Source organism: Sinomonas flava, from assembly GCF_039531875.1.
Lineage (GTDB): Bacteria > Actinomycetota > Actinomycetes > Actinomycetales > Micrococcaceae > Sinomonas > Sinomonas flava.
Genome location: NZ_BAAAQW010000014.1, coordinates 66,625 through 90,983, shown reverse-complemented (window position 1 = coordinate 90,983; position 24,359 = coordinate 66,625). Strand labels below are relative to the sequence as shown.

Genomic DNA, 24,359 nt, shown 5'->3' with positions numbered 1-24,359 from the left:
TTACTGCGTCGGAAGGAGTTGCGGGAGGGAGTTGGCTAGGAGACGGTGGTGGACTGGGAAACGAGGAGGGTGTAGAGGTCGCCTACTCCCGGCAGTGCGAGGTCGGGTACGTCTGGGCCGGTGCGCTGGGCGAGCTTCTCGGGAGTGGTCGATCCTGTGAGCACGAGGACGCTTACGGCGCCCATGCTGCGGGCGAGCTGCGTCTCGACGATGGCGTCGCCCACGACTGCGACTGCTTCTGCCTGCGGCACCGTCCCTGCGGACGACGACGCGCCGATCCGGTGCATGAGCGCCTCGCCGAGCGCAGGGGACGGCTTGCCTAGGACCGTCGGCGTGGCCCCGGCGGCCCAGCCGATCGCGTGCGCGATCGCGCCGGAGACCACGAGCGACTTCTGGATCCCGCCGTGGAACCACGGCACGTCCACGGTCGTGTAGAGCGGCGCCCCGGCGTCGACCGCAAGGGCCGCCGCGTTCAGCTGCGCACTCGTGTAGGAGTCGTCCGCGCCCACGAGCACGACGTCGGCGGGCTCGCCATGGGCTGGATCTGCCAGCGTGTGCCCGCCCGCCTCGAGGGGCTCGGTGATGCCGGCCCCGCCGACGGCCAGGACGCGGGCACGGGGATGGTGGATCGAGAGGTAGTCCGCGGCGGCCGAGCCGGCGGTGACGAAGTCCTCGTCCGGGACGTCGATGCCGTGTCCGCGCAGGTGCTCGGCGTAGACGCGCGGCGGCTGCTGGGACGCGTTCGTGCACACGAGCACGCGGTCGCCGCGGCCGTGGAGGAACGTGACGAGCTCTGCGGCGCCGGGCATCGCCTCGCCGCCAGCGCCGCCGGCCTTGGCGGTGCGCATGAGGCAGCCGTCGACGTCGAGCACCCAGGCCCGGACCTGGTCGAGTGGGTTCGAGGTCATGCTGTGGCCTCCTCGGCGGCGTTCTTGGCAGCACGGTTGAGCGAGAACGCGGTGTCCCCGCTGCTGACGGACACCGACAGGCCCGACGACGGCGACCCGGCCGCCGCGATCAGCCCGGCGAGCGTGGCGTTCGTCGAGTCCTTCTTCGCGGCCACCATCCGGTCCACCTGCTCGGCCGGCATGACCGCGCGCAGGAGCAGCTCCTCGTCGCTGAGGTGGATCCCGAACTGCTGCCGGAGCCCCTTCAGGGTGACCTCGCCGCCGTCGTCCGGCTTCTCCCGGCCCCGCGGGGTGGCGAGGGCCCGGTCGAGGAGGTCCTCGTTGACCTTGCCGGGCAGGGCGCCGAAGTCGCCGCGGAGCAGGTCCACGACCTCGTTGGAGATGGTCCTGTAGCGCTCGCCGGAGATGACATTGAGCGCGGCCTGGGCCACGATGTACTGCGCGAACGGCGTCATGACGATCGGCCAGCCGAGGTCCTCGCGGACCTGGAGGGACTCCTCGATGACGGCGTCGAACAGCTCGGGGCGGCGGATCTCGGCGAGCTGGCGGCGCGTGGTGGACTGCACGCCCCCGGGGATCGTGTGCCGGTAGTAGGCCTCGTCGTACTGCGCAGGCTGGCCCTGCGGGAGCCGCTTGATGCGGGCCTGCCGGGCCAGGTACTCCGATGCGCAGTCCATGGCCGTGACGTCCACGTCCACCTCGTGCCCGCGGGCGCGCAGGTTCGCGACGAGCTGCTGTGCCTTCGGGTGTGAGGGCCCGTCCGCGAGCGGCGGGAGCGCGCAGTGCAGCGTCGGCACGCCGAGGTCCGCGGCCTCCAGAAGGGTGATGGGCGAGAGGCCCGTGGTCGAGTGCGAGTGGACCTCGCGCAGCTGCGGGCCGTCCGCGATGCGGCCGAGCGAGGCCTGCAGCGCCGGGACGAGCGTGCGGACGGTGTCCGGGGTGAGGATGCCGGACGGGTCCTTGAGGTACACGCCGTCGATGTCCGGGCTGTCGCCGAGCTCGCCGGCCTTCTCGGCGAAGTACTCCGGCGTGTGGACAGGGCTCATCGTGTAGCAGACCCCGCCGATGACCTCCTCGAAGCCCACGCGCTTGGCCATCGCGGCCGTGCGCTTGGCGCCCTCCATGTCATGCATCGGGTCGATGACCCACAGCTTCCGAACCCCGTTGCGGGCCAGGAGGGTGAAGGCGAGCTCGAACACCGCGTCCGGCGTGCGGCCGAACGTGATGAAGCGCTTGCCCGTGGTGAGGAAGCCGAGCTGGGTGTTCGGTGCGAGCTGCCGCGCGGTGCGGATCCGCTCCCACGGGTCCTCGGAGTGGTAGCGGACGGCCGTGGCCATGAGCGTGCTCGAGACGAGCTCGATCGTGCGGTAGCCCACGGCGTCGAGCAGCGGGGCGACTCCGCGCACCATGCGCGTGGTGATGCCCGTGGCGCCCCACAGGCTCTGGTTGCCGTCGCGGAGCGAGACGTCGACGAGGCTGATCTTCGCCATCAGCGCACATCCGCCTGAGCGTGGAGGGAGCTCGTGGTCTGCATGATGTCCTCCAGATGGTCCGTGAGCCAGTGGGTCGTGACCCGGTTGGTGCGGTAGTCGGGGTGCCCGAGGATGCGGCGCAGGAGCGGGAGCGAGGTGGTCAGCCCCTCGATCCCGAAGCCCGCCAGCGCCGACTCCATGCGCTCGATCGCCGCGTCCCGGTCCGGGCCCCACGCGATCTGCTTCGCCATGAGCGCGTCGTAGTAGGGCGGGAACAGGTAGCCCTCGTAGATGTGGGTGTCGAGGCGGAGCCCGCCGCCCGCGCTGGGGCGCCAGCGGGTGACGCGGCCGGGGCTCGGGGCGAGGCCGCGGTCTGGGTCCTGCGCGGTGATGCGGCACTCGATCGCGTGGCCGGTGACCACGACGTCGTCCTGGGTGACCGAGAGCGGCTCGCCCAGGGCTGCGAGGATCTGCTCCCGGACGAGGTCGACGCCGGTGATCGCCTCCGTGACCGGGTGCTCCACCTGCAGGCGCGGGTTGACCTCGAGGAACGCCAGCTCGTCGCGCGCCGGGTCGTAGAGGAACTCGACGGTGCCTAGGCCCACGTAGTCGAGCACGTCGGCGAGGCGGAGGGCACTCGCATGGAGCAGGCGGCGCGTCGCCTCGGGCAGCGCCGCGCAGGGAGCCTCCTCCACGGCCTTCTGGTAGCGGTACTGCACCGAGCACTCGCGCTCGCCGAGGTGGATGCGGTGCCCGTGGCGGTCGCCGAGGACCTGCACCTCGACGTGCTTTGCGTCCTCGACGAACCGTTCGAGGAACACGGTGCCGTCGCCGAAGCTGGCCTCCGCCTCGGCCGAGGCGAGCTGCCAGGCCTCGAGGAGCTCCGCATGGCTGCGGACGAGCTTCATGCCGCGGCCCCCGCCGCCGAACGCGGCCTTGATCAGCACGGGGAAGCCGATCGAGTCGGCGAGGTCCGCTACCTCGCGCTCCGCGGCCGCCGTGCCGCCCCTCGAGACCGGGACGCCGTTCGCCTCCGCGAGGCGACGGGCGGTGAGCTTGTCGCCGAGGGCCTCGAGGGCCTCGGGCTGCGGGCCGATGAATGTCAGGCCCTCCTCGGCGCACAGCCGGGCGAAGGCAGGCTGCTCGGAGAGGAAGCCGTAGCCGGGGTGCACCGCGGTGCAGCCGGTGGCGACGGCGGCGTGGACCACGGTGTCCATCGCGAGGTAGGAGTCGCCGGGGCGGGGGCCCCCGAGCACGACGACGCGTCCGGCCCGCTTCGCCGCGAGGGTGTCCCTGTCGGCGGCCGAGACGCCGAGGACGGTGTCGAAGCCGAGCCGGTCGCAGGCCTCGATGAGGCGGACCGCGATCTCGCCGCGGTTCGCGATGAAGACCCGGTGCGCCGCGCGCTCGGTGGCGGGGGAGGTCATGCGGACTCCCGCACCGCGAAGAGCGGCTGGCCGAACTCGACGAGGTCGCCGTCCTTCGCGTAGACCTCCGTGACCGTGCCGGAGACCCCGGCCTGGACCGAGTTCATGAGCTTCATGACCTCGACGATGCAGACCACGGCGTCCGGCTCGACCGTGTCGCCCACCGCGACGAACGCCGGGGAGCCCGGCTTGGGGGAGGAGTAGAACGTGCCGAGCATCGGTGCGGTCACGACGGCGTGTCCGGCCTCGGGCGTCAAGGGCGCCTGTGCCGACGGCGCCGGGACCGCCCTGAGCGCGGGGCCGGGGGCCGTGGAGTGGGCGGGGGAGGGCTGCGGCGAGGCCGCGGCGGCGGGTGAGGCGGCGGCGTCGTGCGCGGCCTGAGGCGCGGCGTGGGGTGAGGGAACGGCGGGGGCCCCGTCTGCGAAGTGGCCGCCGCGGGAGACCCGGAGCCGGAAGTCTCCCTTCTCGAAGAGGAAGTCGGTGAATTCGGTCTTGTCGAGCTGCTCGATGACGGCAGCGAGCTCTTCGAGGTCAAGGTCCACGGGGCAGCACCTCCTTGCGTTGTGGCGGGGATCACTTCTCCAGAACCGTAGAAGGTGATTCCTGCCATCGCAACGGAAACTTTCAAGATTCCTATCAAAGGAATATCGATTGGCCTCGCCGTGCCGCTGCTACGAGCCGTCCGTATCGCCGGCCTCGTGCTCAAGGCGCTCACGCTCCCGCTCGAGTTCCTTCTCGCCCTCCTCCTCGGCTTCGTAGAGCCTCGAGTTGGTGATCTGCAGCTCCCGCATCACCGCATCGAGCTTGATGTGCAGCGCGGCGGAATCCCGGTTCTGGGTGTTCTGGATGATGAACACCATCAGGAACGTCACGATCGTCGTGCCGGTGTTGATCACCAGCTGCCACGTGTCGGAGAAGCCGAGGAACGGCCCCGAGATGCCCCACAGGACGAGGATGGCGACCGCGGCCGAGAAGACCCAGGGATGCCCGAGCACCTTGGAGGTCCGGGTCGCGAACCGTGTGAAGAAGTCCTTGCGGTGTGTCGTCTCGTTGTCCATGGCCACATCTTGCCCGGTCGAGGTGCCAGTTCCCCGTGGCGGGGACTCCGTTGCGTGCTTCATGTCTGCCCTCACCCCTGCTGTGCGAGGTCCCCAAGGGTGACCTTGAGGTCCTGGGTGCCGTCGCCGCGCCGGACGGTGGCGGTGACGGTCTGGCCGGGGTCCTGCTTCCGCAGGGCCGCCAGCAAGTCCGTGACGTTCTTGACCTTCGCGCCGGCGAAGTCGGTGATGATGTCACCCGGCTTCATTCCGGCCTTGTCCGCCGGCCCCTGCGCGGTGACGTCGAGGACGAGGGCGCCCTCGGTGGTGGCCAGCCCGAACCGCTGGGCCGTCTGGGCGGTGATGTCCGCGGGAACGATGCCGAGGGCCGCATGCTTGACTATGCCGTTGGCCAGCAGCTGGTCGGCGACCGAGGACACTGTGCTCGCGGGGGTGACGAAGCCGATGGCGACCGCGCCCGAGCTCGGCGGCAGGTACGCCTCGGAGAGCCCGATGATCTGGCCGTTCGCGTCCGCGACCGCCCCGCCCGAGTTCCCGGGCGAGATGGGGGCGTCCGTCTGAAGGAGGTCGATCGCCCCGTGCGGCGATTCCGAGGACGGCGGCATGTTCCGGTGGAGCGCCGAGACGATGCCGGCGGTGACCGTCTCGTCGAGGCCGAGCGGGCTGCCGATCACGACCGTCAGGGAGCCGACCTCCGGGACCTGGGTGGCGTACGCAGGGGCGGGGAGCCCGTTGCGGCTGACCTTGAGCACGGCCACGTCGGTGACGTCGTCCACGCCGGTCACGTCGGCAGACGCCTGCGACCCGTCCGCGAACTGGACCTGCACCGTCCTGTAGGGGTGCTTCTGCTGGTCTTCGACCACGTGTGCATCGGTCACGAGCGCGCCGTCGCTGTGGTAGACGACGCCGCTGCCGAGCCCGAGCGGGGTCTTGACGGTGACCACCGAGGGCTCGAGCTCCTTCACGACGCCGGGCACCGCGGCGAGGCCGCCGCCGCCGGCGGCACCGGAAGGCCCGACCGACGACGACGCCCCGGCCGCCGCCGTCGCGGGAGCGCCGCTCGCCCCCGCCGTGCCCCCCGACGCCGTGCACCCGGCGAGCGCGGTCGACGCCGTGGCGACCAGAAGGCCCCTCCAGAGTCGCTGTGCGCGTGTGGTCCTCATCGGATTCTCCCTTCGCTGGCAGCCCTTACTGATTGTTTTCCCACGTCCTTTGCGGGTATGCAACCATTGCGCTTTTTTCATGCATGCGAGGAAAGGGACACACGATGGAACCGACCCCCGGAAGGGCAGACGAGCGCCGCCTGCCGTCAGGCCGTCAGGTCACCCTTGCCCACGCCGGCTGCTCCGTCACCATCACCGAAGTCGGGGCCTCGCTCCGCCGCTTCCAGTGCGAGGGCCGAGACGTCCTGGACGGCTACACCGAGGATGAGATGTGCACCGGGGCCCGCGGCCAGTCGCTCATCCCCTGGCCCAACCGCATCCGCGAGGGGCGGTACAGCTGGGGCGGGCGTACCGAGCAGCTCGCGCTGACGGAGCCGGAGAAGGGCGGGGCGATCCACGGCCTGACCCGCTGGGCGAACTGGCGGCTCGAGCAGCTCAGCGAGGGCGCTGCCAGCTTCGTCCACACGCAGCACGCCTGCCAGGGGTGGCCGTGGGTGCTCGAGTGCCGGATCGAGTACCAGCTGGACGATTCCGGACTCTCGGTGAGGACCACGGCGGTGAACCGGAGCGCGGACCCCTGCCCGTACGGGACCGGCGCGCATCCATACCTCACCGCGGGCACGTCGTCCATCGACCCGGCGCGGGTGCAGGTCCCCGGCGGCGTCTACCTGCCTGTCGACGACCAGGGGATCCCCACCGGACGACGCCGCGTGGACGGGACCGCCTACGACCTGCGGGAGCTGACGGTGCTCGGCGACCGCCGGATCGACGTCACCTACACCGAGCTGGCCCGGGAGGACGACGGCCGCGCCCGGGTCCACCTCGAGGGCCCCGACGGGACGTGGGCCGCGGCGCTGTGGGCCGACGAGGCCTACCCCTACTTCGAGATCTTCACCGGGGACACCCTGCCCCAGGAGGACCGCAGGCGCACGGGGCTCGGCGTGGAGCCGATGACCTGCACGCCCAACGCCTTCAACTCGGGCGAGGGCCTCATCGAGCTCGGGCCGGGCGAGTCGCACACCGCCGTCTGGGGCATCGAGCCACGGCCCTCGGGCAGGAGGGGATGAGCACGGTCGGCGGCGCGGCCGGTCAGCCGCTGAGGCCGAGCGTGAAGCGCCCGTCCTCGGTGCCGGATCCGCCCGCGGCGTCGGCGAACGACGCCATCGCCGCCGCGACCTCGTCCCGCGACTCCTTGGGCATCCGTCCGATAACCTCGGCGATGGCCTGGCGGCGGTGCTCGAACACCGTCTCGACCAGTTCCTTCCCCGCGGGAGTGAGATCGAGCTGGAGGAAGCGCCGGTCGGTCGGGTCGTCCCGCCGGCTCACGAGACCGGCGACGACCAGGCGCTCGCAGGTCCGCGTCGCGTTGGAGGCGTGCACTCCGAGTTCCCGGGCCACCGCGCCAAGGTTCTGGGGTCCGTGGAGGGCGAGGAGCACGAGGACCCGCAGCTGCGGGGTGGTGACCACATCCTCGACCTCGGCCACGGATGCCGCAACCACCCTCAGCAGGACATCCGCTGCGCGCAGGACAGCGTCCACCTGCTCAGCGTTCCCCAGACCCCCGGTCTTCTCCATTCCCCCAGTATCCGCTGGCCGGTTGCGGATCCGCAAAGTTTGCGGAAGGTCCCGGGTCGGCCGGATCGTCCCATCCTCTCAACAGAAGGAGATTCGCCCATGTCGTCCTGGCCGCTCTGGGCTCTGCTGCTGCTCTTCGTCGTCGCCGCCGCCGTGATCTGGCTGGCAGGCATCCAGCTCTCCAAACAGACCGACATCCTCGACGTGAGGCTCCACCTCGGTTCCGCCCTCGGCGGCCTGATCCTCCTGGCCGTCGCCACCAATCTCCCCGAGATCGCCATCACCGTCAGCGCGGCCGTGTCCGGCAACCTCGGGGTTGCGGTGGGCAACATCCTCGGCGGTATCGCGATCCAGACTGTCGTCCTCGTGGCCCTGGACGCCTTCGGGACCAGACGGGGCGAGCCCCTGATGTACCGTGCGTCCTCCCTCACCCTCGTCATCGAGGCGGTCACCGTGGTGGGCGTCCTCGGGGTCGTCATCGCCGGGAGCCAGATGCCCGCGGGCCTCGTGGCCTTCCGCCTGACGCCGGCGGCTGTCCTGATTACCGCGGTGTGGGTGGTGGGCCTGCTCGCCGTCCGGCGGGCCCAGAAGGGCCTGCCATGGCGAGAGCAGGGCAACGCCCCCGGCGCGCAGGACAAGGCGCAAGGGCACAGCAAGGACCCCGGAGACGGCAGTCGGGGCACGAAGACCAGCACCGGCCGGGCGGTACTCATCTTCTCGGTGGCGGCCGTGGCGACCCTGGCTGCTGGCGTGGCTCTGGAGCGCAGCGGCGACGAGATTGCCGGCCACGTCGGCCTCTCCGGAGTCCTCTTCGGTGCGACCATCCTTGCCCTGGCCACGTCCCTGCCCGAGATCTCGACCGGCCTGGCCTCCGTGAAGCAGGGCGACTACAAGCTGGCGGTCAGCGACATCTTCGGCGGCAATGCCTTTCTCCCCGTGCTGTTCCTGGTTGCGGTGCTCATCTCGGGCACACCGGTCCTGCCGCAGGCGCACAACACGGACATCTACCTGACAGCGCTCGCGATCCTGCTGACTCTCGTCTACGTCATGAGCCTGATCTTCAGGCCCAAGCGGCGGGTCGCCGGCATGGGCGCGGACTCGTTCATCGTGCTGGTCCTCTACCTGCTCGGCGTCGCGGGGCTTTTCGCCGTCGCCTCTGGGTAGCCGCCACGGGTGAACAGCGCCAGCCGCCCGAGCGCGGTCACGTCCCGCTTCCCTGCCGATCCGTGCGGTGCTCGCCGCTCTCCAGCCGTCGCTTCAGATTCTGGAGGCTCTTGGGCGCCTCCCTCGCCGCCATCCTGCGGACCAGGGGCGCGAGGAACTTCCCGAGCCCGCGGCCGGCGAAGTCGAACGACAAGGTCACCCGCGAGCGGGTGGTGTCCCCACGTGGCTCGACAGTCACCTTCGCCAGCAAGCTTACTGGGCCGCCGATGGTGCGCGCGGCCCAGGTCCTCGGCTCATCGACGTCGATGATCTCCTGGGTCGTCGTCCGCTGCATGCGCCCGACCCGGCGTGTGGTGACGAACCGCGATCCCACGCCGCGCGAGCCGGTATCGTCGCGGCGTGCGCTCACGACGTCGAGCTGCCACTCCGGGAACTGCAACGGGTCCGTGATGTAGGAGAACACCTCCTCGATCGGACGTGCAATGTCGATAATCAAGACGATCGGCATCATGTCGATTCCTCCTCTTTTCGCCCCCCTACCAGACTGCCGCAGTTTCGGGCGGATGTGGCCAGTGGAGACACCTGCGGCCGGCGCCGGACAGCCGTGAGACGTCGGAGCTCACCGCGAGCGCCGTGTGGAGAGCCGCCGCCCTGCCACCACGAGCACGACGGCGAGCACCAGGCCCGCCGCGCCGCTCACCAGCAGCGGCACCCGCCCGGCGTCGCCCCATGCGAGCCCGGCCCAGATTCCCGCAACGAGGATGCCGCCGCCCGTGAGCCCCTGGAAGAGGCCCTGCGCCCTGCCCTGCAGCAGTGTGGGGGCGAGGCTCGCCACCCACGCCTTGCCCACGCCGTCGGTCGCGGCCGTGAACCCGCCGTAGGCGATGAGGATCGGGAACACGAGCGCGGGGTCGTTGATGAGGCCGAGCCCGAGGTACCCGACGGCGAAGAACGCCAGCCCGGCCGCGAACACGAGGTGCCGCGGGACGCGGTCGGACAGCGCCCCGGCCGGGTAGGACAGCGCCGCGTATGCCACGTTGTACAGGATATACGCCCCGATCACTCCCTCGGTGGAGAGCCCGAGGTCGTGCGCACGCAGCAGCAGGAGCGCATCCGGGAAGTTCACGAGCGAGAACAGCGTCAGCCCCGCGATCAGCAGCCGCAGCTTCGCGGGCAGCGGCGAACCCCCTCCGGGCGAGGCCGACGACGGCGCGTGGCCACCCGCCGTCGTGCGCGGCGCCTCCCGCACCGCCGCGACGAGCAGCACCGAGAGCACCGCGGGCACCACCGCGATCCACAGGAGCGGCGGGATCTGCCGCTGGAACGCCTCGTACAGGATGAGCCCGAGGGCGGGGCCGACGACGGCGCCGAGGGTATCCGCCATGCGGTGGAACCCGAAGACCCGGCCGCGGCTCGCCGGATCGGCGCCGTCCATGAGGAGCGCGTCGCGGGGGGCGCCGCGGATGCCCTTGCCGAGCCGGTCCACACAGCGGGCAGCGAGGACGACGGGCCAGGACCCGGCGAGGGCGATGATGAGCTTGCCCACGGCGGCGAGCCCGTAGCCGGCGGCGATGAGGCGGCGCTTCGAGGAGCGGTCCGCGAGCCGACCTGCCCAGATCTTCGTGAGCGACGCCGCACCCTCGGCCGCGCCCTCGACGGCCCCGACCACCGCGGCGGGGGCGCCGAGGACGGTCGTGAGGAAGATGGGCAGGATCGGGTACAGGAGTTCGCTGGCCGCGTCCTGGAAGAAGCTGACGCCAGAGAGCGTCCCGACGTTGCGCGTGAGCCACCTGGGACGGCGTGCCACGCGCCGGTCAGCCGATCTGTTCGGCCAGCGCGACGATGATGCCCGCCGGTCCGCGGAGGTAGCAGAGCCTGTAGATGCCCTCGTACTCCGCCACCTCGCCGAGCAGTTCGGCGCCGTGGGGCCGGAGGCGCGCGAGGGTGTCGTCGAGGTCGTCGACCGCGAACATGACACGGTGCAGGCCCAGCGTGTTGGGCGGCGGGTCCTGCGGCTCGGGGCGGTGCGCCGCGGGGTGGCGGTACGCGGCCAGCTCGAGCTTGCCGTGGCCGTCCGGGGTCCGCATCATCGCGATCTCGCTGCGGACGCCGTCGAGCCCGACGGTCTGGTCGGCGAAGAGGCCTTCGATCGGGGCCCGGCCTTCGACCTCCAGGCCCAGTTCCGTGAAGAATGCGACAGCCTCGTCCAGGTCATCCACGACGATGCCGACATTGTCCAGACGCTGAACAGCCACAGGATCACCTTTCGCAGGAGCGGATGGCCCCAGTCTGTCACCAGTTCAGGGCTCGTCCGGAGGCTTCGAGGAGGATGTCGGCCAGGGCCATCAGCTCGCTGCGGGCCTCCTCGGCGGATTCGCGCGGCATGCTGCCCCGGCGTATCGGGCCCCCGAGGACACGAACACGTTCGCGCCTCCCGTCGTCGCCTGACTCGACGGCCAGCCGCAGACTGGCGCCGCGGGGCGCCACCTCAGCCGCCGATCTTCGCGCTCGCGCGGAGGGTCTCGAGGGGGATGTGCGCCGTCGCCCGCTCGATCTGCGCCGAGATGCCGCGCAGGGTGGGCAGGTGCCGGAGCATCGTGCTGGCCTGGGAGGACAGGACGACGATCCCGAGCCCGGCCCCGATCCGTCCCGTGTGGAACACGGGCACGGCGATCGAGGCGGAGCCGAGGCGCATCTCCTCGGCCGTGGTCGCGTAGCCCTGGTCGCGGATCTGGACGAGCTCCTCGGCGAGCCGCGCCGGGTTGATGTGCGTGTACGCGGTGGGCTGCTCGAGGTGCCTGTGGAAGTATGCGTCGCGGACCCAGTCCTCCTCGTAGGCGAGGATCACCTTGCCGACGGCGGTCGCGTGCATGGGCAGGCGGCCGCCCACGCGAGAGGCGCGCGGCACGCGCTTGGTCCCGTAGATGCGGTCGATGTAGAGGACCTCATGGCCCTCCCGGATCGCGAGGTGCGCCGTTTCGCCGGTGAGCGAGAAGAGGTCCTGGATGTAGGGGTGGGCCGTGTCGCGCAGCGCCCGCCCGGCGTTCTGGCCCAGCTCCCACAGCCGAAGCCCGAGCTGGATGCGGCCCTGCGGGTCCCGTGCCAGGGCACCCCACTCGACGAGTTCCGCGACGAGCCGGTGGGTGGTGCTGAGCGGCAGGTGGGCCGCCTCCGCGAGCTCCGAGAGGCTCAGGGACCGGCGTCCGGACTCGAACGCGAACAGGATCGCCAGCGACTTGGACGTGACCGTGCGGCCCGGCTCGTTGCTGCCGCCCGCCATCGTGCCTCCTCGCCCGTGCCGCTGTGCCGCCGCTCGGCGCCCTGACGCCGGCGCTGGCGCGTCCGCCGCGGCTAGGGCAACTCTAGCGCCGCCCGCTCCGGCCACAGGTTCGCGGACTCGATCGCCGCGAGGCCCCGCGCGAGAGCCTTCGCGGCGTCCGTGAACAGGTGCGCGTGCACGCGCGAGCTGCACAGCCGCAGTGCCTGCCCGCGGTCCAGCCCGAACCAGTCCATGACCGTGTCGATGCCGTGCGGGGTCAGCCGCCAGACCTTGTCCGCGTCCTTCACGATGGCGTCCTCGATGGAGACCGCCTCACGCCGCGAGTCGTGGCCGTCGATGATCTCGACGATCCGTGCTGCCCGCTCCGCGGGCACGCCTGCCTCGGCGAGGATGGCCTCCGCGAGCCGGGCGCCCTCCTTCTCGTGCAGCAGCACGAGGTCCGGCCGTCCGCCGCCCGGCGCGATCGCCTCGAGCACCTCGTCAGCCGGCACGCGTGACCAGCCGATGTCGTGCAGCATGATCGCCGGCAGCACGACGCCGGCCTCCGCCCCCGGGTGCGCTGCCAGCAGCGAGCGCGCGATCGCCACCGCGTACAGCGTGTGGGCGTCGTTGCTGCGCACCCCCAGATGCACGACGGCGCGCGGCCAGATCCGTGACAGCTCGCCGTCGAGCCCGTGGTCGCCGGTGTCGGCGAGGCCGAACACGCCGTCAGCCTCCGCGGGAATCGACGATGCGACCTCCCGGCCGACGTGGTTCACGGCCGCCGTGCGCTTCAGTGCCATGGTGCCAGTGGACCGCGGACGACGTGCTCGCCGCCACCTGCGGCTTCCGCTGGACGGAAGCGGTCAGCTAGCCGGCCTCGGGGGAGTCCGCCGGGGAGTCGGCTTCGAGGGAGACCACCGCCAAGAAGCCCCGGCCGGACACCTCGACCGGCGGCTCGCCCTCCTCTGCGGCACCGGCGACCACGGTGTCGTACCGCCCGAGGTGAGCGCCGCCGTCGTCCGCCGGACCCGCGCCCGACGCGACGGCGTCGCCTTGGAGGAGGACGCCGAGCTGGCCGGCCGAGAGGGGCAGGGAGCGCTTCTTGGAGAGCTCGAGGATCGTCACGTAGCCGGTGAACATGCCGCGGCGGGTGATGAGGCTGAGGTTGCGGATCGAGCCGGTAGGCAGGACCGCAGTGGCGGGCGCACCGCCGTCGAACCGGAACGGGCGGAAGCGCTCGAGGCCGTGCTCGCGGCCGTCCACGGTCAGGACCAGCAGCTCGCCCTCCACCACCGTGAGCACGCGCTCCATGCCGGCGAAGGCGGAGAAGTCGCCGGCGCGCTCGACGTCCGCGATGCTCAGCCGCCAGCCCCAGTCCTCTCCTGAGGCGGGGGCACGCTCGGGCCCGCTCGCGATCTCGACCGTGGTTCCGCCGCCGTTGCGCCACTTCTCCGGGCGGAGGTCGGCGAAGCGGATGATGTGCGCGGGCATGGGCGTCCTTCCGTCGGTGCTCCACGGCTACGGGGCCGGAGGCGGACGCCCCGGCCGTTTCCCGGGTGGGGCTATGATCGCCCCGTCGGCGACCAGGGCCGGGGCGTTGATGAGGACAGGGGTGAGGCGTGAGGCAGGCAGTGATCACCGGGGTGGGCGGTCCAGAGCGGATGGCCCTGCGCGAAGGCCCGGATCCGACGCCGCGGGGACGCGAGGTCCGGATCCAGGTGCGGGCCGCGGGGGTCAACTTCGCGGACATCCTCGCCCGCAAGGGCCTGTACCCGGACGTGTCACGGTTCCCGGCGGTCGTGGGCTACGAGGTCTCGGGCGTGGTGGACGCCGTGGGGCCGGAGGCGGACCCGCGGTGGGAGGGGCGCGACGTCGTCGGCCTCACCCACTTCGGCGGATACGCGGACACAGTCTGCGTCCCGCAGGAGCAGGTGTTCGAGAAGCCGTCCCGGCTCTCGCACGCCGAGGGCGCGGCCATCCCGGTGACGTACCTCGCCGCGTGGCAGCTCATGGTGGTCATGGGCTCGCTCTCCGCCGATGAGACGGTCCTGATCCACAACGCCGGCGGGGGAGTGGGGCTGGCCGCCGTGGACATCGGGCGGCACGTCGGCGCGCGGATGATCGGTACGGCCAGCGCCCGCAAGCACGCCTTCCTGGCCGAGCGGGGCCTCCACGAGGCCATCGACTACACCACCCAGGACTGGCCTCAGGAGGTCATGCGGCTCACGGGAGGCCGCGGCGTCGAACTTGTCCTGGACCCCTTCGGAGGGCGGCACTGGAAGCAGAGCTACAGGGTGCTGCGGGCGTCCGGGAGGCTGGGGATGTTCAGCGTGGCGGGCTCGGTCTCGTCGAGGCTGCCCGGGAAGCTCAAGCTCCTGGGGCTCGTAGCGCGCCAGCCGCTGTTCAACCCCATCCCGCTCATGAACCGGAACCTCGGCGTGTTCGGCGTGAACCTCGGGCACCTGTTCACCGAAGGCGAGAAGGTCCGCGGCTGGGCGAACGCCATCCTCCAGGGCGTCGACGACGGGTGGGTGCGCCCGCACGTGGACCGCACCTTCCCGCTCGCTGACGCCGGAGCGGCCCACGCCTACCTCGAGGGACGGCACAACACCGGCAAGGTGGTCCTGGTCCCCTGACTAGACTGCGGGCATGAGCGCAGCCCCTCCCCGTGAACCTGTGAGGTCCCGCTATGCGGAGGCGGTCCAGACGCTCACGCCGGGGTACTTCGCGCTCGTGATGGCCAGCGGGATCATCTCCGTAGGCCTCGAGCTCGAGGGGTTCGGCGTGCTCTCCGCCGTCCTGCTCTGGATCTGCGCCGTCGCCTACACGGTGATCCTCGTCCTGACCCTCATCCGGCTGACCCGCTTCCGGGACGCCATGGCGCGGGACTTCATGGATCCGGGCCGCGCGTTCGGGTTCTTCACGTTCATCGCGGGCACCGACGTCCTCGGCGTGCGGCTCGGCATGGCCGGGTGGCCGGCAGCGACGGCTGTGCTCCTCGCCATGGCGGTGCTCGCGTGGGTGGTCCTGGGCTATGTGGTGCCGTGGACCGCGGTGCTCGGCCGCGACGAGCGGCCCGTGGTCAAGGACGCCAACGGGACGTGGTTCATCTGGGTGGTGGCGAGCCAGTCGGTGGCGGTCGCGGCGGCGTCGCTCGAACCCGGGGTGGGCGACGAGTGGCGCTCGGCCCTGGCCCTGACCGCCGTGGTCGCCTGGTCCGTGGGGCTCATCCTCTACGCGGCGGTGGGGATCTTCGTGTCCCTGCGGCTCATGACCTACCCGATCCGGCCCGAGGACCTGCGCCCGCAGTACTTCGTGGCGATGGGGGCCATGGCGATCAGCGTCCTCGCCGGGGCCCGGATCGTGGAGATGGCCGGTGCGCCGATGGTGGACGCGACGCGGGGACTCGTGGCCGGCTCCTCGGTGGTGTTCTGGTCCTTCGCCTCGTGGCTGTTCCCTGTGCTGGTGGCCGCGGGATGGTGGCGGCACTTCGTCCACCGGGTCCCGCTCGCGTACGAGCCGGGCCTGTGGAGCGTCATCTTCCCGCTCGGGATGTACGCCGTGGCCGGGATCTACCTCGGACGGGCGGACCACTTGCCGATCGTGGCGTTCATCGGGCGCGCGGAGCTGTGGATCGCGGTTGCGGCTTTCCTCGCCACGTTCGCCGGCATGCTGTGGCACCTGTGGACCACCCTCGTGAGCCCGCGCCCCTCCGCCGTCTGAGGGTCACCTTCTGAGGGTCACCTTCTGGGGGTCACGTGAGGTGACTCTCAGGAGGTGACCCCCAGAGGGAAGGCGTCAGAGGTCGTTGCGGCCCGGGACGACGTGCGGGACGGCGACGAGCGCGAGCACGGCCAGCACGGCGGCCGCGGCAAAGACGTAGAAGCCCCACGGGTACGCGATGCCGAGCGTCACGAGGGTGCCCGTCACGGCTGGCCCCAGGATGGCGCCGATCCGGCCCACCCCGGCGGAGAAGCCGAGCGCGGTGCCGCGGAGGTGCGCCGGGAAGATCTGCGAGACCCAGGCGTAGACGAGCACCTGGGCGCTGAACACGAACACGCCGGTGACGAACACGGCCACGTTGAGCAGGAGCTCGTTCTGCATCTTGATGCTCAGGAACGCCAGCAGCACCGCAGAGACGCCGAACCACATCAGCACGATCCGCTTGGCCCCGTGCTTGTCCGCGAGCCAGCCCGCGAGCACGAGGCCCGCCACGGCGCCGACGTTGAGCACAAGCAGGAGCGTGAGCGACGAACTGAGCGAGTACCCGGCCTCGGCCATGAGGGTGGGCAGCCACGTGTTGAGGCCGTAGACGAGCAGGAGGCCCATGAAGGAGGCGACGGCGATCCCGAGCGCCACGAGCGGGTACGGCTTCTGCAGGAGGCTCTTGAAGCCGACCGGCTGGGACTCCTCGGCGACCTCGGCAGGCTCGAGCGTGCCCTCGGGGGCGGCCTTCGACGGCAGCGATTCGGGGAGCTTGAACCACAGGAACGGCACGAGCGCGAGGCCCGAGAGGCCGCCCGCGATGAACATCACGCGCCAGTCGGGGATGACCATGAGCGCGAGGAACGCGGTCGCGACGGCGCCCACGTGATACCCGGTCATGGTGCGGGTCGTGTTCGAGGCGCCGGAGCCGGCCGGAGCGTAGTCGTTGATGTAGGCCAGCGCCGCCGGCAGACAGGCGCCCAGGCCAAGGCCCGCGAGGAGCCGGAACAGGCCGAAGAGTGCGACGTTCGGCGCGATGACCACGGCGAGGGTGAAGACCGAGAACCACGCGACGCACGCGATCAGGAGGCGCCGGCGGCCGAACCGGTCCGAGAGCGGGGCGATGAACAGGGCGCCCAGGCCCACGCCGACGAGGGAGATGGTCGCAGCGAACGTCGCGCCGACCGGGTCGAAGCCGAGTTCCTTGGTCTTGAGCAGCGTGGGAATGACGGCACCGAGGACCACGAGGTCGAAGCCATCGAGGACCATGGCGAGCCAGCAGAGCCACACTGGCCACTGGGATCTCTTCGAGGACACGGGGGTCTGGGGCATCACTGCATCGTTCCGCACCTGAGAGGTGTATCACCGAGCCGTGTCGTGTGCGACACTGAGAACCATTCAATGGAATCTAGTGCGACCAGTGCGGGTGCGACAGGAGCGAGGCCGAGATGGCGAATTCGACGACCGGGGACTCGGTGGTGGACCGCGTGGTCCGCATCCTCGAGGCCTTCCCGGAGGGCGTCAGCTCGCTCCCGCTCGGCGAGCTCTCGGCCCGCGCCGGGCTCCCGCTCACGAGCGCGCACCGGCTCGTCAAGCAGCTCGCCGAGCACCGACTGCTCGAGCAGGCCCCAGGCGGCAAGGTGCAGCTCGGCCTGCGGCTCTGGGAGCTCGTGAACCGGAACTCGCCCACCCTCGTGCTGCGCCAGGCGGCGCTGCCCTTCATGGACGACATCCACCAGGTCCTCAACCAGAACGTGAACCTCGCGGTGCTCCAGGGCGACGACGTCCTCTTCGTCGAGCGGCTCTCCCGCAGGGGGTCCGTGGCCAACCGGGCCAAGGTCGCGGGCCGCATGCCCGTGCACATCTCCTCCGCCGGCGTGGCGATCATGTCTGCGCAGCCGCCGCACGTCCAGGTGGCCTACCTCGCGCGCTTCCGCGACCCCACGGGGAGGACGACCGCCGAGCATGTCCGTCAGATCCTCGCCGCGGCCGCGACCCAGGGCTTCGCGGAGCTCGCCGGCGTGGTCGACCCCGACACGTGGGGCATCGCCGTGCCCATCCACGACCGCCAGCGCCGGCCCGTCGCGGCCATCGGCGTCGTGGTCCCGCTCGCCGAGGTCCGGATCCAGCAGCTCGTCCCCGCGCTCATGACGGCGGCGCGCGGCATCGGCAGGCAGCTCGGCGAGCGCGCGCAGTAGGCGGGCCGGCCCCGCGCGGCGGGGGGCGCCGTCGTGCGTACCGAACGGCGCACGACGCCGGGAGCGTGCCTCTCGTTTTCGTCAGCGTCTTCCGATCAATGGAATTCGGGTACGCGGCGCAGGCGATGCGCGTCACACTCATTCCAGACGCTTCGCCGCCGCGGATCCCGCGAGCCGGCCCCACCCCCGAAAGGAACGATCATGGGCGATCGCACCGTCATCACCACCCAGGTGGCCATCATGGGCGCAGGGCCTGCAGGCCTCATGCTCTCCCACCTGCTCGCACAGGCCGGCATCGACAACACCGTGGTGGAGATCCGCAGCCGCGAGGCCATCTCCAGCACCATCCGCGCCGGCATCCTCGAGGCCGGCAGCGTCAACCTGCTCGTCGACTCGGGCGTGGACAACGTCCTGCGCAACGGCCACGAGCACGAGGGCACCGAGTTCCGGGTCAACGGCGTGAGCCACCGCATCGACTTCAAGGGCCTCGTCGGCCAGTCGGTGTGGCTGTACCCGCAGAACGACGTGTTCGACGACCTCGCCGCGCGCCGCGAGGCCGACGGCGGCGACGTCCGCTACTCGTGCTCCAACGTCGACACCGCTGACCTCACCGGCCAGCCCAAGGTCTTCTTCACCGACGAGGACGGCAAGGACTTCGAGCTCCGCGCCCAGATCCTCGTCGGCGCCGACGGCTCCCGCAGCCACTGCCGCTTCGCGATCCCCGAGTCCGAGCGGCGCTGGTACTTCAACGAGTACCCCTTCGCCTGGTTCGGCATCCTCACGGAGGCGCCGCGCAGCTCCCCCGAGCTCATCTACGCGAACTCCGAGCACGGCTTCGCGCTCATCTCGCAGCGCACCGACACCGTGCAGCGCATGTACTTCCAGTGCGACCCGGGCACCAACCCTGCCGACTGGACCGACGAGCAGATCTGGGAGCAGCTGCGCCTGCGCGTCAACGGCAACGGGTTCGAACTCAAGGAGGGGCCGGTCACGGACAAGGTCGTGCTGCCGTTCCGCTCCTTCGTCAACGAGCCGATGCGGTATGGGAACATGTTCCTTGCGGGCGACGCCGCGCACACCGTCCCGCCGACGGGTGCCAAGGGCCTCAACCTCGCCCTGCACGACGTCCGGCTGCTCTTCGAGGGCCTCGACTCATACTTCAAGTCCGGCTCGTCCGCGATCCTGGACTCCTACTCCGAGCGTGCTCTGGACCGCGTCTGGAAGGCCCAGAACTTCTCCTACTGGATGACGACGCTCCTGCACACCGTCCCCCAGGAGGAGAACCACGCGTTCTTCCGCGCCCGCCAGCTCGGCGAGCTCGGCTCCCTGCTCGAGTCCGAGCACGGCCGCGCCTACATCGCCGAGTGCTACACGGGGTGGCAGACCAAGTAGTCTCCGCTGTCCCATCGGGCTCCCGTCCCCCGTTGCGGGGTCTCTGGCACGCCGATGCGGGGTCCCTGGTCACGCCAGGGACCCCGCATTCGCATGCCAGGGACCCCACAACACCGAGGGGGGTCCGGCTTTGACTCCGCCGCCGGATGGCATGATGCCCCCATGACTCAGAATCCCGCCCTCGACGCCGACGACGAGCCCTCGTTCTACCTCGACAAGTCCGATCCCGCCGTCTGGAAGTCCCTCAACGCCGTCGCTCTCGCCGCCCGGAAGGCCGCGGACGACGCCGGCCTGCCGCGCGCCGTCGTGGAACTCGCCTCGGTGCGGATCTCGCAGATCAACGGGTGCGCCTTCTGCCTGGACCTCCATGGGCGGCTCGCGGTCGAGGCGGGCGTGCCGGAGCGGAAGCTGCACGTGCTGCCGGCGTGGCGCGAGGCCGGGCTGTTCACGGTGCTCGAGCGGGCCGCCCTCGACATCGCCGAGGCCGTCACGCTCCTGCCCGATGACGAGGAGCGGATTGCCGTCCTCGCCCGCGCGAAGGCCGAGCTCGGCGAGGCCCGGTACTCCGCCCTGTGCTGGAGCGCGGTCACGATGAACGCTTTCAACCGTGTCTCGATCGTGAGCCGCCACAAGGTCATGCCGTAGACGGCGCCGACCGCGATCTGCGGTAGTCGCGCGGCGTCATGCCCGATTCGCGGAGGAAGTGGCGGTTGAAGTTGGACAGGTTCGTGAACCCGACGTCGTAGCAGACCGCCGAGACTGGCAGGTCCGTCGTCTCGAGCAGGCGGCGCGCGTGGGCGATGCGGAGCTTGCGGACCAGATCGCTGAAGTTCTGGCCGGTGGAGCGCTTGAAGTACTTCGAGAAGGCCGTCTGCGTCATCCCGGACATCTCGGCCGCCTCGGCCATGCTCACGCCAGAGGCGAAGTTGGTGAACACGTACTCGAGGACGAGCTCCACCACGGCGGCGCCCCGGCTGTCGAGCTCGGGATTGAACCATGCATCGGCGAGGTACCGCCTGTCCTCGCGCGGAGCGCGGGAGAGGACCGCGAAGAGATCCATCAGGTGGCCCAGCCGCTCAATCCCGTGCGAGGAGCCCATCGCCTCGATCGGCGCCGCGGCGGACCTCGCGGAGGCGCCCAGGAATTCGATGCCGCGCGAGGACTCCTCGAGCAAGGGGGCCATCTCGCGCAGCTCCGGAAGGAGCGCGGTGCACCGCTCCAGCCAGTGGCCGTCGAACTGGATGACGGCGTCCCGCTTCTCGATGACCTCCCCCGGGGCGAGGTCGCTCACCCAGTCGTGCGGCAGCCCCGAGCCGATGAGGGCTACGTGGCCGGCCTCGAACGTGCCGATGTGGTCGCCCACGATGAACTTCCCCGTGCCGTGGCGGATGAGGTGGATCTCGTATTCCGGATGGTAGTTCCAGCGGGCTATCGGGCTGGGATAGTCGTGCTCATGCCAGCGCACCGAATGGGCCGGGTCCGGCGGGATGACCTCCCGGTTCGCCTGGAGGCCCAAGAGCCGCTCGGCAAGCCTGGCGGCCGCGCCCTCCTCACCTCCGGCGCTGTGACCCGCAAGGGCCGACCTTCCGCTCATGGCAAATAAGTATCAGAAGACGGCAATGAGGGCGCTAGTGCCCAACGTCGCGTGACTCTACCGTTGAAGGACAGCCACACCGGACGGATCCTCCGGAAGCGGCCTCACACCACTCTCACTCGTCCTTGCCGACGACGTGATGCGGCCTGCCCTGAAGAACAAAGGAGTCCTCCTTGCGCCCCTCCACACACCGTCCGCGACTGCCTTCCCGGCTCCGCGTCGTCTCCGGCGCCGCCGTCGCACTCTGCCTCGCCCTCAGCGCGACCGCCTGCGCCGGGGCAGGCGGCGGCGGATCGAGCGCCGATCCTGACAGCGTCAACGTCCTCATGGTGAACAACCCCCAGATGGAGGACCTCCAGCGGCTCACGGCCGAGAATTTCACCGCGAAGACGGGGATCAAGGTCAATTTCACCGTCCTGCCGGAGAACGACGTCCGGGCCAAGATCGGCCAGGAGTTCTCGAGCCAGGCAGGACAGTACGACGTCGCGTCGCTGTCCAACTACGAGATCCCCTTCTACTCGGAGAACGGGTGGCTCGCGCCGCTCGACGGCTACGCTGCAGCCGACGCCGCGTTCGACCAGCGCGACATCCTCCCCGCCTACACCGCCTCCCTCACCGGCGCGGACGGCAAGCTCTACGGCGAGCCGTTCTACGGCGAGTCGTCCTTCCTGATGTACCGCAAGGACATCTTCGCGGCCAAGGGCCTCACGATGCCCGACCATCCCACGTGGAGCCAGGTCGCGGACCTCGCGGCGAAGGCCGACGGCGCCCAGCCGGGGATGAAGGGCATCTGCCTGCGCGGCCAGCCCGGATGGGGCCAGGTCTTCGCACCCCTCACGACCGTGGTGAACACTTTCGGAGGAACGTGGTTCGACAAGGACTGGAACGCCAAGGTCGATTCCCCGGAGTTCCGCGAGGCGACGCAGTTCTACGTCGACCTGGTGCGCAGTCACGGCGAGGCGGGCGCCGCGCAGGCGGGCTTCACCGAATGCCTCAATTCCACGAGCCAGGGCAAGTCCGCCATGTGGTACGACGCCACCTCGGCGGCCGGCGTCCTCGAGGCCGAGGGGTCCCCCGTGAAGGGCAAGATCGGCTATGCCCAGGCGCCCGTGCAGAAGACAGCGTCCTCGGGCTGGCTGTGGACCTGGTCGTGGGGCGTCCAGGCGGCCTCCAAGAAGAAGGACGCGGCCTGGAAGTTCATCTCGTGGGCCAGTTCGAAGGACTACGAGCAGCTCGTGGCCTCCACCCTGGGCTGGGCCAAGGTCCCGTCCGGCAAGCGCATCTCCACCTATGACAACCCCGAGTTCCAGAAGGCCGCCCCCTTCTACACCGCAGAGCGCTCCGCCATCGAGAAGGCCGATCCGAAGAACCCGGGCCTGCAGGAGCGTCCCGCCGTCGGCATCCAGTTCGTCGGCATCCCGGAGTTCGCGGATCTGGGCACCCGGGTGTCCCAAGGCGTGACTGCGGCCATCGCCGGGCAGGGCACCGTCGAGGATGCCCTCGCCAAGGGTCAGGAGGCCGCGCAGAAGATCGGTGACAAGTACAAGGGCCAGGAGTAGCCATGACCACAGCAACAGCCCCGCGGCCGCGCGCCGCCCGGCACATCCCCGCCACGATGGGTTCCCACCCGAAGGCCCGCGAGCGTGCCATCGCCTGGGCGCGCCGGGCGCCGCTCCTTCCGGCCCTCGTCTTCCTCATCGTCGTCACGCAGCTGCCGTTCGTCGCCACGGTCGTGATCTCGTTCCTTGACTGGAACAGCCTGCGGCCCGGCCGCACCCGGTTTGCGGGGTTCGCCAACTACGCGGAGGTCCTCGGCAACGCCGACCTGCGCCAGGCGATCCTCACGACGATCGTCCTGACCGTCTCGGTGGTGCTTGCGAGCCTCGTCCTCGGGCTCGGTCTGGCCCTGCTGCTCGACCGGAAGTTCTTCGGACGAGGACTAGCCCGCACGCTCCTCATTGCGCCGTTCCTCGTCGTCCCGGTGGCTGCTGCGCTCGTGTGGAAGCATGCGATCCTCAACCCCACCTACGGCCTCATCAACGGGACGCTGACCTGGATCTGGTCGCTCTTCGGCAGCCAGGACGCGCCCCAGCCCGACCTGCTCTCGCAGACGCCCCTCGCGGCGGTGGTCGTCTCGCTGGTCTGGCAGTGGACCCCGTTCATGATGCTCATCCTGCTCGCGGGGCTGCAGTCCCGGCCCGGCGACGTCGTCGAGGCCGCCCAGATGGACGGCGCCACGCCCTTCCAGATCTTCCGCCACCTGACCCTGCCGCACCTGCGGCAGTACCTCGAGCTCGGCGGACTGCTCGGCGCGATCTACATCGTCCAGAACTTCGACGCGGTCTTCACCCTCACCTCCGGCGGCCTCGGCACTGCCAACCTGCCCTACGCGATCTACCAGACGTTCTACTACGCCAACGAATACGGTCTCGCCTCGGCGGCCGGCGTCGTGGTCGTCCTCGGCACCATCCTCGTGGCGACCTTCGCCCTGCGCACTGTGTTCTCGCTCTTCCAGAAGGAGGCGGCACGATGACCGCACTCGCCCCAACGCCCCGCACCGCCTCCGGCACCCGGCCGGCCCTGCGCCGTCGTGCGTCCTCGAAGGACGCTGGGCGGACCAGGGCGGCCGCCGGGGTCGCTGCCTGGATCCTGGCGCTGCTGTTCGCCTCGCCCGTCCTGTGGATGGTGCTGACCTCGTTCCACTCCGAGGCCGACGCCGCCACGAACCCGCCGTCGCTCGCCGCCGATCTGACTCTGGACGCCTACCGCGAGTTCTTCGGTGCCACCTCGGGCGTGAGCCCCTGGCCGCCGCTCATCAACTCGGCGACCGCATCGGTCCTCTCGACGGTCCTCGTGCTCGTCCTCGCCATCCCCGCCGCCTACGCGCTCTCCATCAAGCCCGTGAAGAAGTGGACGGACGTGCTGTTCTTCTTCCTGTCCACGAAGATGATGCCCGTGGTCGCGGCCGTCCTGCCCCTCTTCCTGTTCGCCAAGACGGCCGGGGCGCTGGACAACATCTGGTTCCTCATCCTGATGTACACGTCGATGAACCTCCCCATCGCGGTGTGGATGATGCGGTCCTTCCTCGCAGAGGTCCCCGTGGAGATGCTCGAGGCCGCCCAGCTGGACGGCGCCGGCCTGGTCCTCGTGCTGCGGAAGGTCATCGCCCCGGTGGCCATGCCCGGCATCGCCGCGACCGCGCTGATCTGCTTCATCTTCAGCTGGAATGAGCTCCTCCTGGCCCGCGTGCTCACCGGGGTGGTCGCCGGCACGGCGCCCGTGTTCCTGACCGGGTTCGTCTCGAGCCAAGGCCTCTTCCTCGCCAAGGTGTGCGCCGCCGCCGTCGTGATCTCGCTCCCCGTGCTGTTCGCCGGCTTCGCCGCGCAGGACAAGCTCGTCCAGGGGCTCTCACTCGGCGCCGTCAAGTAGCCCCGCGTCCCC

At 70.6% G+C, this 24,359-nt stretch carries 25 protein-coding genes; 10 read left to right on the top strand and 15 right to left on the bottom strand.

Features of this window, described 5'->3' with window-relative positions; genetic code table 11:
- Nucleotides 1–35: 35 nt before the first annotated feature.
- The 6 genes from ABD298_RS17900 to ABD298_RS17875 all read right to left on the bottom strand — a co-directional run bounded on the left by ABD298_RS17900 (nucleotide 36) and on the right by ABD298_RS17875 (nucleotide 6,028).
- Nucleotides 36–908 (bottom strand): HAD-IIA family hydrolase, encoded by an 873-nt coding sequence (locus ABD298_RS17900; protein ID WP_344301184.1) that lies wholly within the window; start codon nucleotides 906–908, stop codon nucleotides 36–38.
- Nucleotides 905–2,398 carry a pyruvate/oxaloacetate carboxyltransferase gene (locus ABD298_RS17895; protein ID WP_344301183.1) on the bottom strand — a complete coding sequence of 498 codons (1,494 nt, stop codon included), beginning with the start codon at nucleotides 2,396–2,398 and terminating at the stop codon, nucleotides 905–907. Before ABD298_RS17895 ends, ABD298_RS17900 begins: the two co-directional genes overlap by 4 nt.
- Nucleotides 2,398–3,807: an acetyl-CoA carboxylase biotin carboxylase subunit gene (locus tag ABD298_RS17890; protein ID WP_344301181.1), complete on the bottom strand. Its 1,410-nt coding sequence runs from the start codon at nucleotides 3,805–3,807 to the stop codon at nucleotides 2,398–2,400. Before ABD298_RS17890 ends, ABD298_RS17895 begins: the two co-directional genes overlap by 1 nt.
- Nucleotides 3,804–4,349 carry an acetyl-CoA carboxylase biotin carboxyl carrier protein gene (locus tag ABD298_RS17885; protein ID WP_344301180.1) on the bottom strand — a complete coding sequence of 182 codons (546 nt, stop codon included), beginning with the start codon at nucleotides 4,347–4,349 and terminating at the stop codon, nucleotides 3,804–3,806. The genes ABD298_RS17890 and ABD298_RS17885 overlap by 4 nt, the downstream gene beginning before the upstream one ends.
- A 129-nt stretch (nucleotides 4,350–4,478) precedes the next feature.
- Nucleotides 4,479–4,865: a low affinity iron permease family protein gene (locus ABD298_RS17880; protein ID WP_344301179.1), complete on the bottom strand. Its 387-nt coding sequence runs from the start codon at nucleotides 4,863–4,865 to the stop codon at nucleotides 4,479–4,481.
- A 71-nt stretch (nucleotides 4,866–4,936) separates the two neighbouring features.
- Nucleotides 4,937–6,028 carry a S1C family serine protease gene (locus ABD298_RS17875; protein WP_344301178.1) on the bottom strand — a complete coding sequence of 364 codons (1,092 nt, stop codon included), beginning with the start codon at nucleotides 6,026–6,028 and terminating at the stop codon, nucleotides 4,937–4,939.
- A 104-nt stretch (nucleotides 6,029–6,132) separates the two neighbouring features.
- Between ABD298_RS17875 and ABD298_RS17870 the strand changes: the two genes are divergently transcribed.
- Nucleotides 6,133–7,095, top strand: coding sequence for an aldose 1-epimerase family protein (locus ABD298_RS17870; RefSeq protein ID WP_344301176.1), 963 nt, complete (start codon nucleotides 6,133–6,135; stop codon nucleotides 7,093–7,095).
- A 22-nt stretch (nucleotides 7,096–7,117) separates the two neighbouring features.
- Here the strand turns inward: ABD298_RS17870 and ABD298_RS17865 are convergent, their stop codons facing one another.
- Nucleotides 7,118–7,603, bottom strand: a complete 486-nt coding sequence (locus ABD298_RS17865; RefSeq protein WP_344301175.1) for a MarR family winged helix-turn-helix transcriptional regulator — start codon at nucleotides 7,601–7,603, stop codon at nucleotides 7,118–7,120.
- A gap of 99 nt (nucleotides 7,604–7,702) precedes the next feature.
- Here ABD298_RS17865 and ABD298_RS17860 point away from each other — a divergent pair, with 99 nt between their 5' ends.
- Nucleotides 7,703–8,767 carry a sodium:calcium antiporter gene (locus tag ABD298_RS17860; RefSeq protein ID WP_344301174.1) on the top strand — a complete coding sequence of 355 codons (1,065 nt, stop codon included), beginning with the start codon at nucleotides 7,703–7,705 and terminating at the stop codon, nucleotides 8,765–8,767.
- A 37-nt stretch (nucleotides 8,768–8,804) separates the two neighbouring features.
- Here the strand turns inward: ABD298_RS17860 and ABD298_RS17855 are convergent, their stop codons facing one another.
- From ABD298_RS17855 to ABD298_RS17830, 6 genes are all read right to left on the bottom strand, one after another.
- The gene (locus tag ABD298_RS17855) at nucleotides 8,805–9,278 is read right to left on the bottom strand and encodes an SRPBCC family protein (protein WP_344301173.1); all 474 of its coding nucleotides are present in this window, start codon (nucleotides 9,276–9,278) and stop codon (nucleotides 8,805–8,807) included.
- A gap of 108 nt (nucleotides 9,279–9,386) precedes the next feature.
- Entirely contained in the window at nucleotides 9,387–10,574 is a 1,188-nt protein-coding gene (locus ABD298_RS17850; RefSeq protein ID WP_344301172.1) for an MFS transporter, read from the bottom strand.
- Nucleotides 10,575–10,581: 7 nt separating this feature from the next.
- Nucleotides 10,582–11,022 (bottom strand): VOC family protein, encoded by a 441-nt coding sequence (locus ABD298_RS17845; protein WP_344301171.1) that lies wholly within the window; start codon nucleotides 11,020–11,022, stop codon nucleotides 10,582–10,584.
- A gap of 233 nt (nucleotides 11,023–11,255) precedes the next feature.
- Entirely contained in the window at nucleotides 11,256–12,047 is a 792-nt protein-coding gene (locus ABD298_RS17840; RefSeq protein ID WP_344301169.1) for an IclR family transcriptional regulator, read from the bottom strand.
- A gap of 71 nt (nucleotides 12,048–12,118) precedes the next feature.
- Nucleotides 12,119–12,829, bottom strand: a complete 711-nt coding sequence (locus ABD298_RS17835; RefSeq protein WP_344301168.1) for an HD domain-containing protein — start codon at nucleotides 12,827–12,829, stop codon at nucleotides 12,119–12,121.
- A 67-nt stretch (nucleotides 12,830–12,896) separates the two neighbouring features.
- Complete coding sequence (locus ABD298_RS17830) at nucleotides 12,897–13,520, bottom strand: HutD/Ves family protein (RefSeq protein ID WP_344301166.1); 624 nt, start codon at nucleotides 13,518–13,520, stop codon at nucleotides 12,897–12,899.
- A 128-nt stretch (nucleotides 13,521–13,648) separates the two neighbouring features.
- On the opposite strand from ABD298_RS17830, the gene ABD298_RS17825 reads away from it, so the two are divergent.
- Together ABD298_RS17825 and ABD298_RS17820 are read left to right on the top strand one after the other, a co-directional pair.
- Nucleotides 13,649–14,665 (top strand): zinc-binding dehydrogenase, encoded by a 1,017-nt coding sequence (locus tag ABD298_RS17825; RefSeq protein WP_344301165.1) that lies wholly within the window; start codon nucleotides 13,649–13,651, stop codon nucleotides 14,663–14,665.
- Between the two features lie 13 nt (nucleotides 14,666–14,678).
- Complete coding sequence (locus ABD298_RS17820) at nucleotides 14,679–15,752, top strand: tellurite resistance/C4-dicarboxylate transporter family protein (RefSeq protein WP_344301164.1); 1,074 nt, start codon at nucleotides 14,679–14,681, stop codon at nucleotides 15,750–15,752.
- Between the two features lie 75 nt (nucleotides 15,753–15,827).
- Here the strand turns inward: ABD298_RS17820 and ABD298_RS17815 are convergent, their stop codons facing one another.
- Nucleotides 15,828–17,003, bottom strand: coding sequence for an MFS transporter (locus ABD298_RS17815; RefSeq protein ID WP_425564498.1), 1,176 nt, complete (start codon nucleotides 17,001–17,003; stop codon nucleotides 15,828–15,830).
- Between the two features lie 179 nt (nucleotides 17,004–17,182).
- Between ABD298_RS17815 and ABD298_RS17810 the strand changes: the two genes are divergently transcribed.
- The 3 genes from ABD298_RS17810 (at nucleotide 17,183) to ABD298_RS17800 (ending at nucleotide 19,969) form a co-directional block, all read left to right on the top strand.
- The gene (locus tag ABD298_RS17810) at nucleotides 17,183–17,932 is read left to right on the top strand and encodes an IclR family transcriptional regulator (protein ID WP_344301162.1); all 750 of its coding nucleotides are present in this window, start codon (nucleotides 17,183–17,185) and stop codon (nucleotides 17,930–17,932) included.
- Nucleotides 17,933–18,133: 201 nt separating this feature from the next.
- The gene (locus ABD298_RS17805) at nucleotides 18,134–19,324 is read left to right on the top strand and encodes a 4-hydroxybenzoate 3-monooxygenase (RefSeq protein WP_344301161.1); all 1,191 of its coding nucleotides are present in this window, start codon (nucleotides 18,134–18,136) and stop codon (nucleotides 19,322–19,324) included.
- Nucleotides 19,325–19,486: 162 nt separating this feature from the next.
- Nucleotides 19,487–19,969 carry a carboxymuconolactone decarboxylase family protein gene (locus ABD298_RS17800; RefSeq protein WP_344301159.1) on the top strand — a complete coding sequence of 161 codons (483 nt, stop codon included), beginning with the start codon at nucleotides 19,487–19,489 and terminating at the stop codon, nucleotides 19,967–19,969.
- Here ABD298_RS17800 and ABD298_RS17795 read toward each other — a convergent pair.
- Complete coding sequence (locus ABD298_RS17795; protein WP_344301158.1) at nucleotides 19,959–20,918, bottom strand: AraC family transcriptional regulator; 960 nt, start codon at nucleotides 20,916–20,918, stop codon at nucleotides 19,959–19,961. The genes ABD298_RS17800 and ABD298_RS17795 overlap by 11 nt on opposite strands.
- A gap of 173 nt (nucleotides 20,919–21,091) precedes the next feature.
- Here ABD298_RS17795 and ABD298_RS17790 point away from each other — a divergent pair, with 173 nt between their 5' ends.
- Genes ABD298_RS17790 through ABD298_RS17780 form a run of 3 tightly spaced genes read left to right on the top strand, consistent with a single transcriptional unit; the run spans nucleotide 21,092 to nucleotide 24,347 of the window.
- On the top strand, nucleotides 21,092–22,477 hold the full coding sequence (locus ABD298_RS17790) for an ABC transporter substrate-binding protein (protein WP_425564491.1): 1,386 nt from the start codon (nucleotides 21,092–21,094) through the stop codon (nucleotides 22,475–22,477).
- A 2-nt stretch (nucleotides 22,478–22,479) separates the two neighbouring features.
- A complete protein-coding gene (locus tag ABD298_RS17785; protein ID WP_425564489.1) occupies nucleotides 22,480–23,451 on the top strand; it encodes a carbohydrate ABC transporter permease in 972 nt (323 codons plus the stop codon).
- Nucleotides 23,448–24,347, top strand: a complete 900-nt coding sequence (locus tag ABD298_RS17780) for a carbohydrate ABC transporter permease (protein ID WP_344301157.1) — start codon at nucleotides 23,448–23,450, stop codon at nucleotides 24,345–24,347. The genes ABD298_RS17785 and ABD298_RS17780 overlap by 4 nt, the downstream gene beginning before the upstream one ends.
- Nucleotides 24,348–24,359 lie beyond the last annotated feature (12 nt).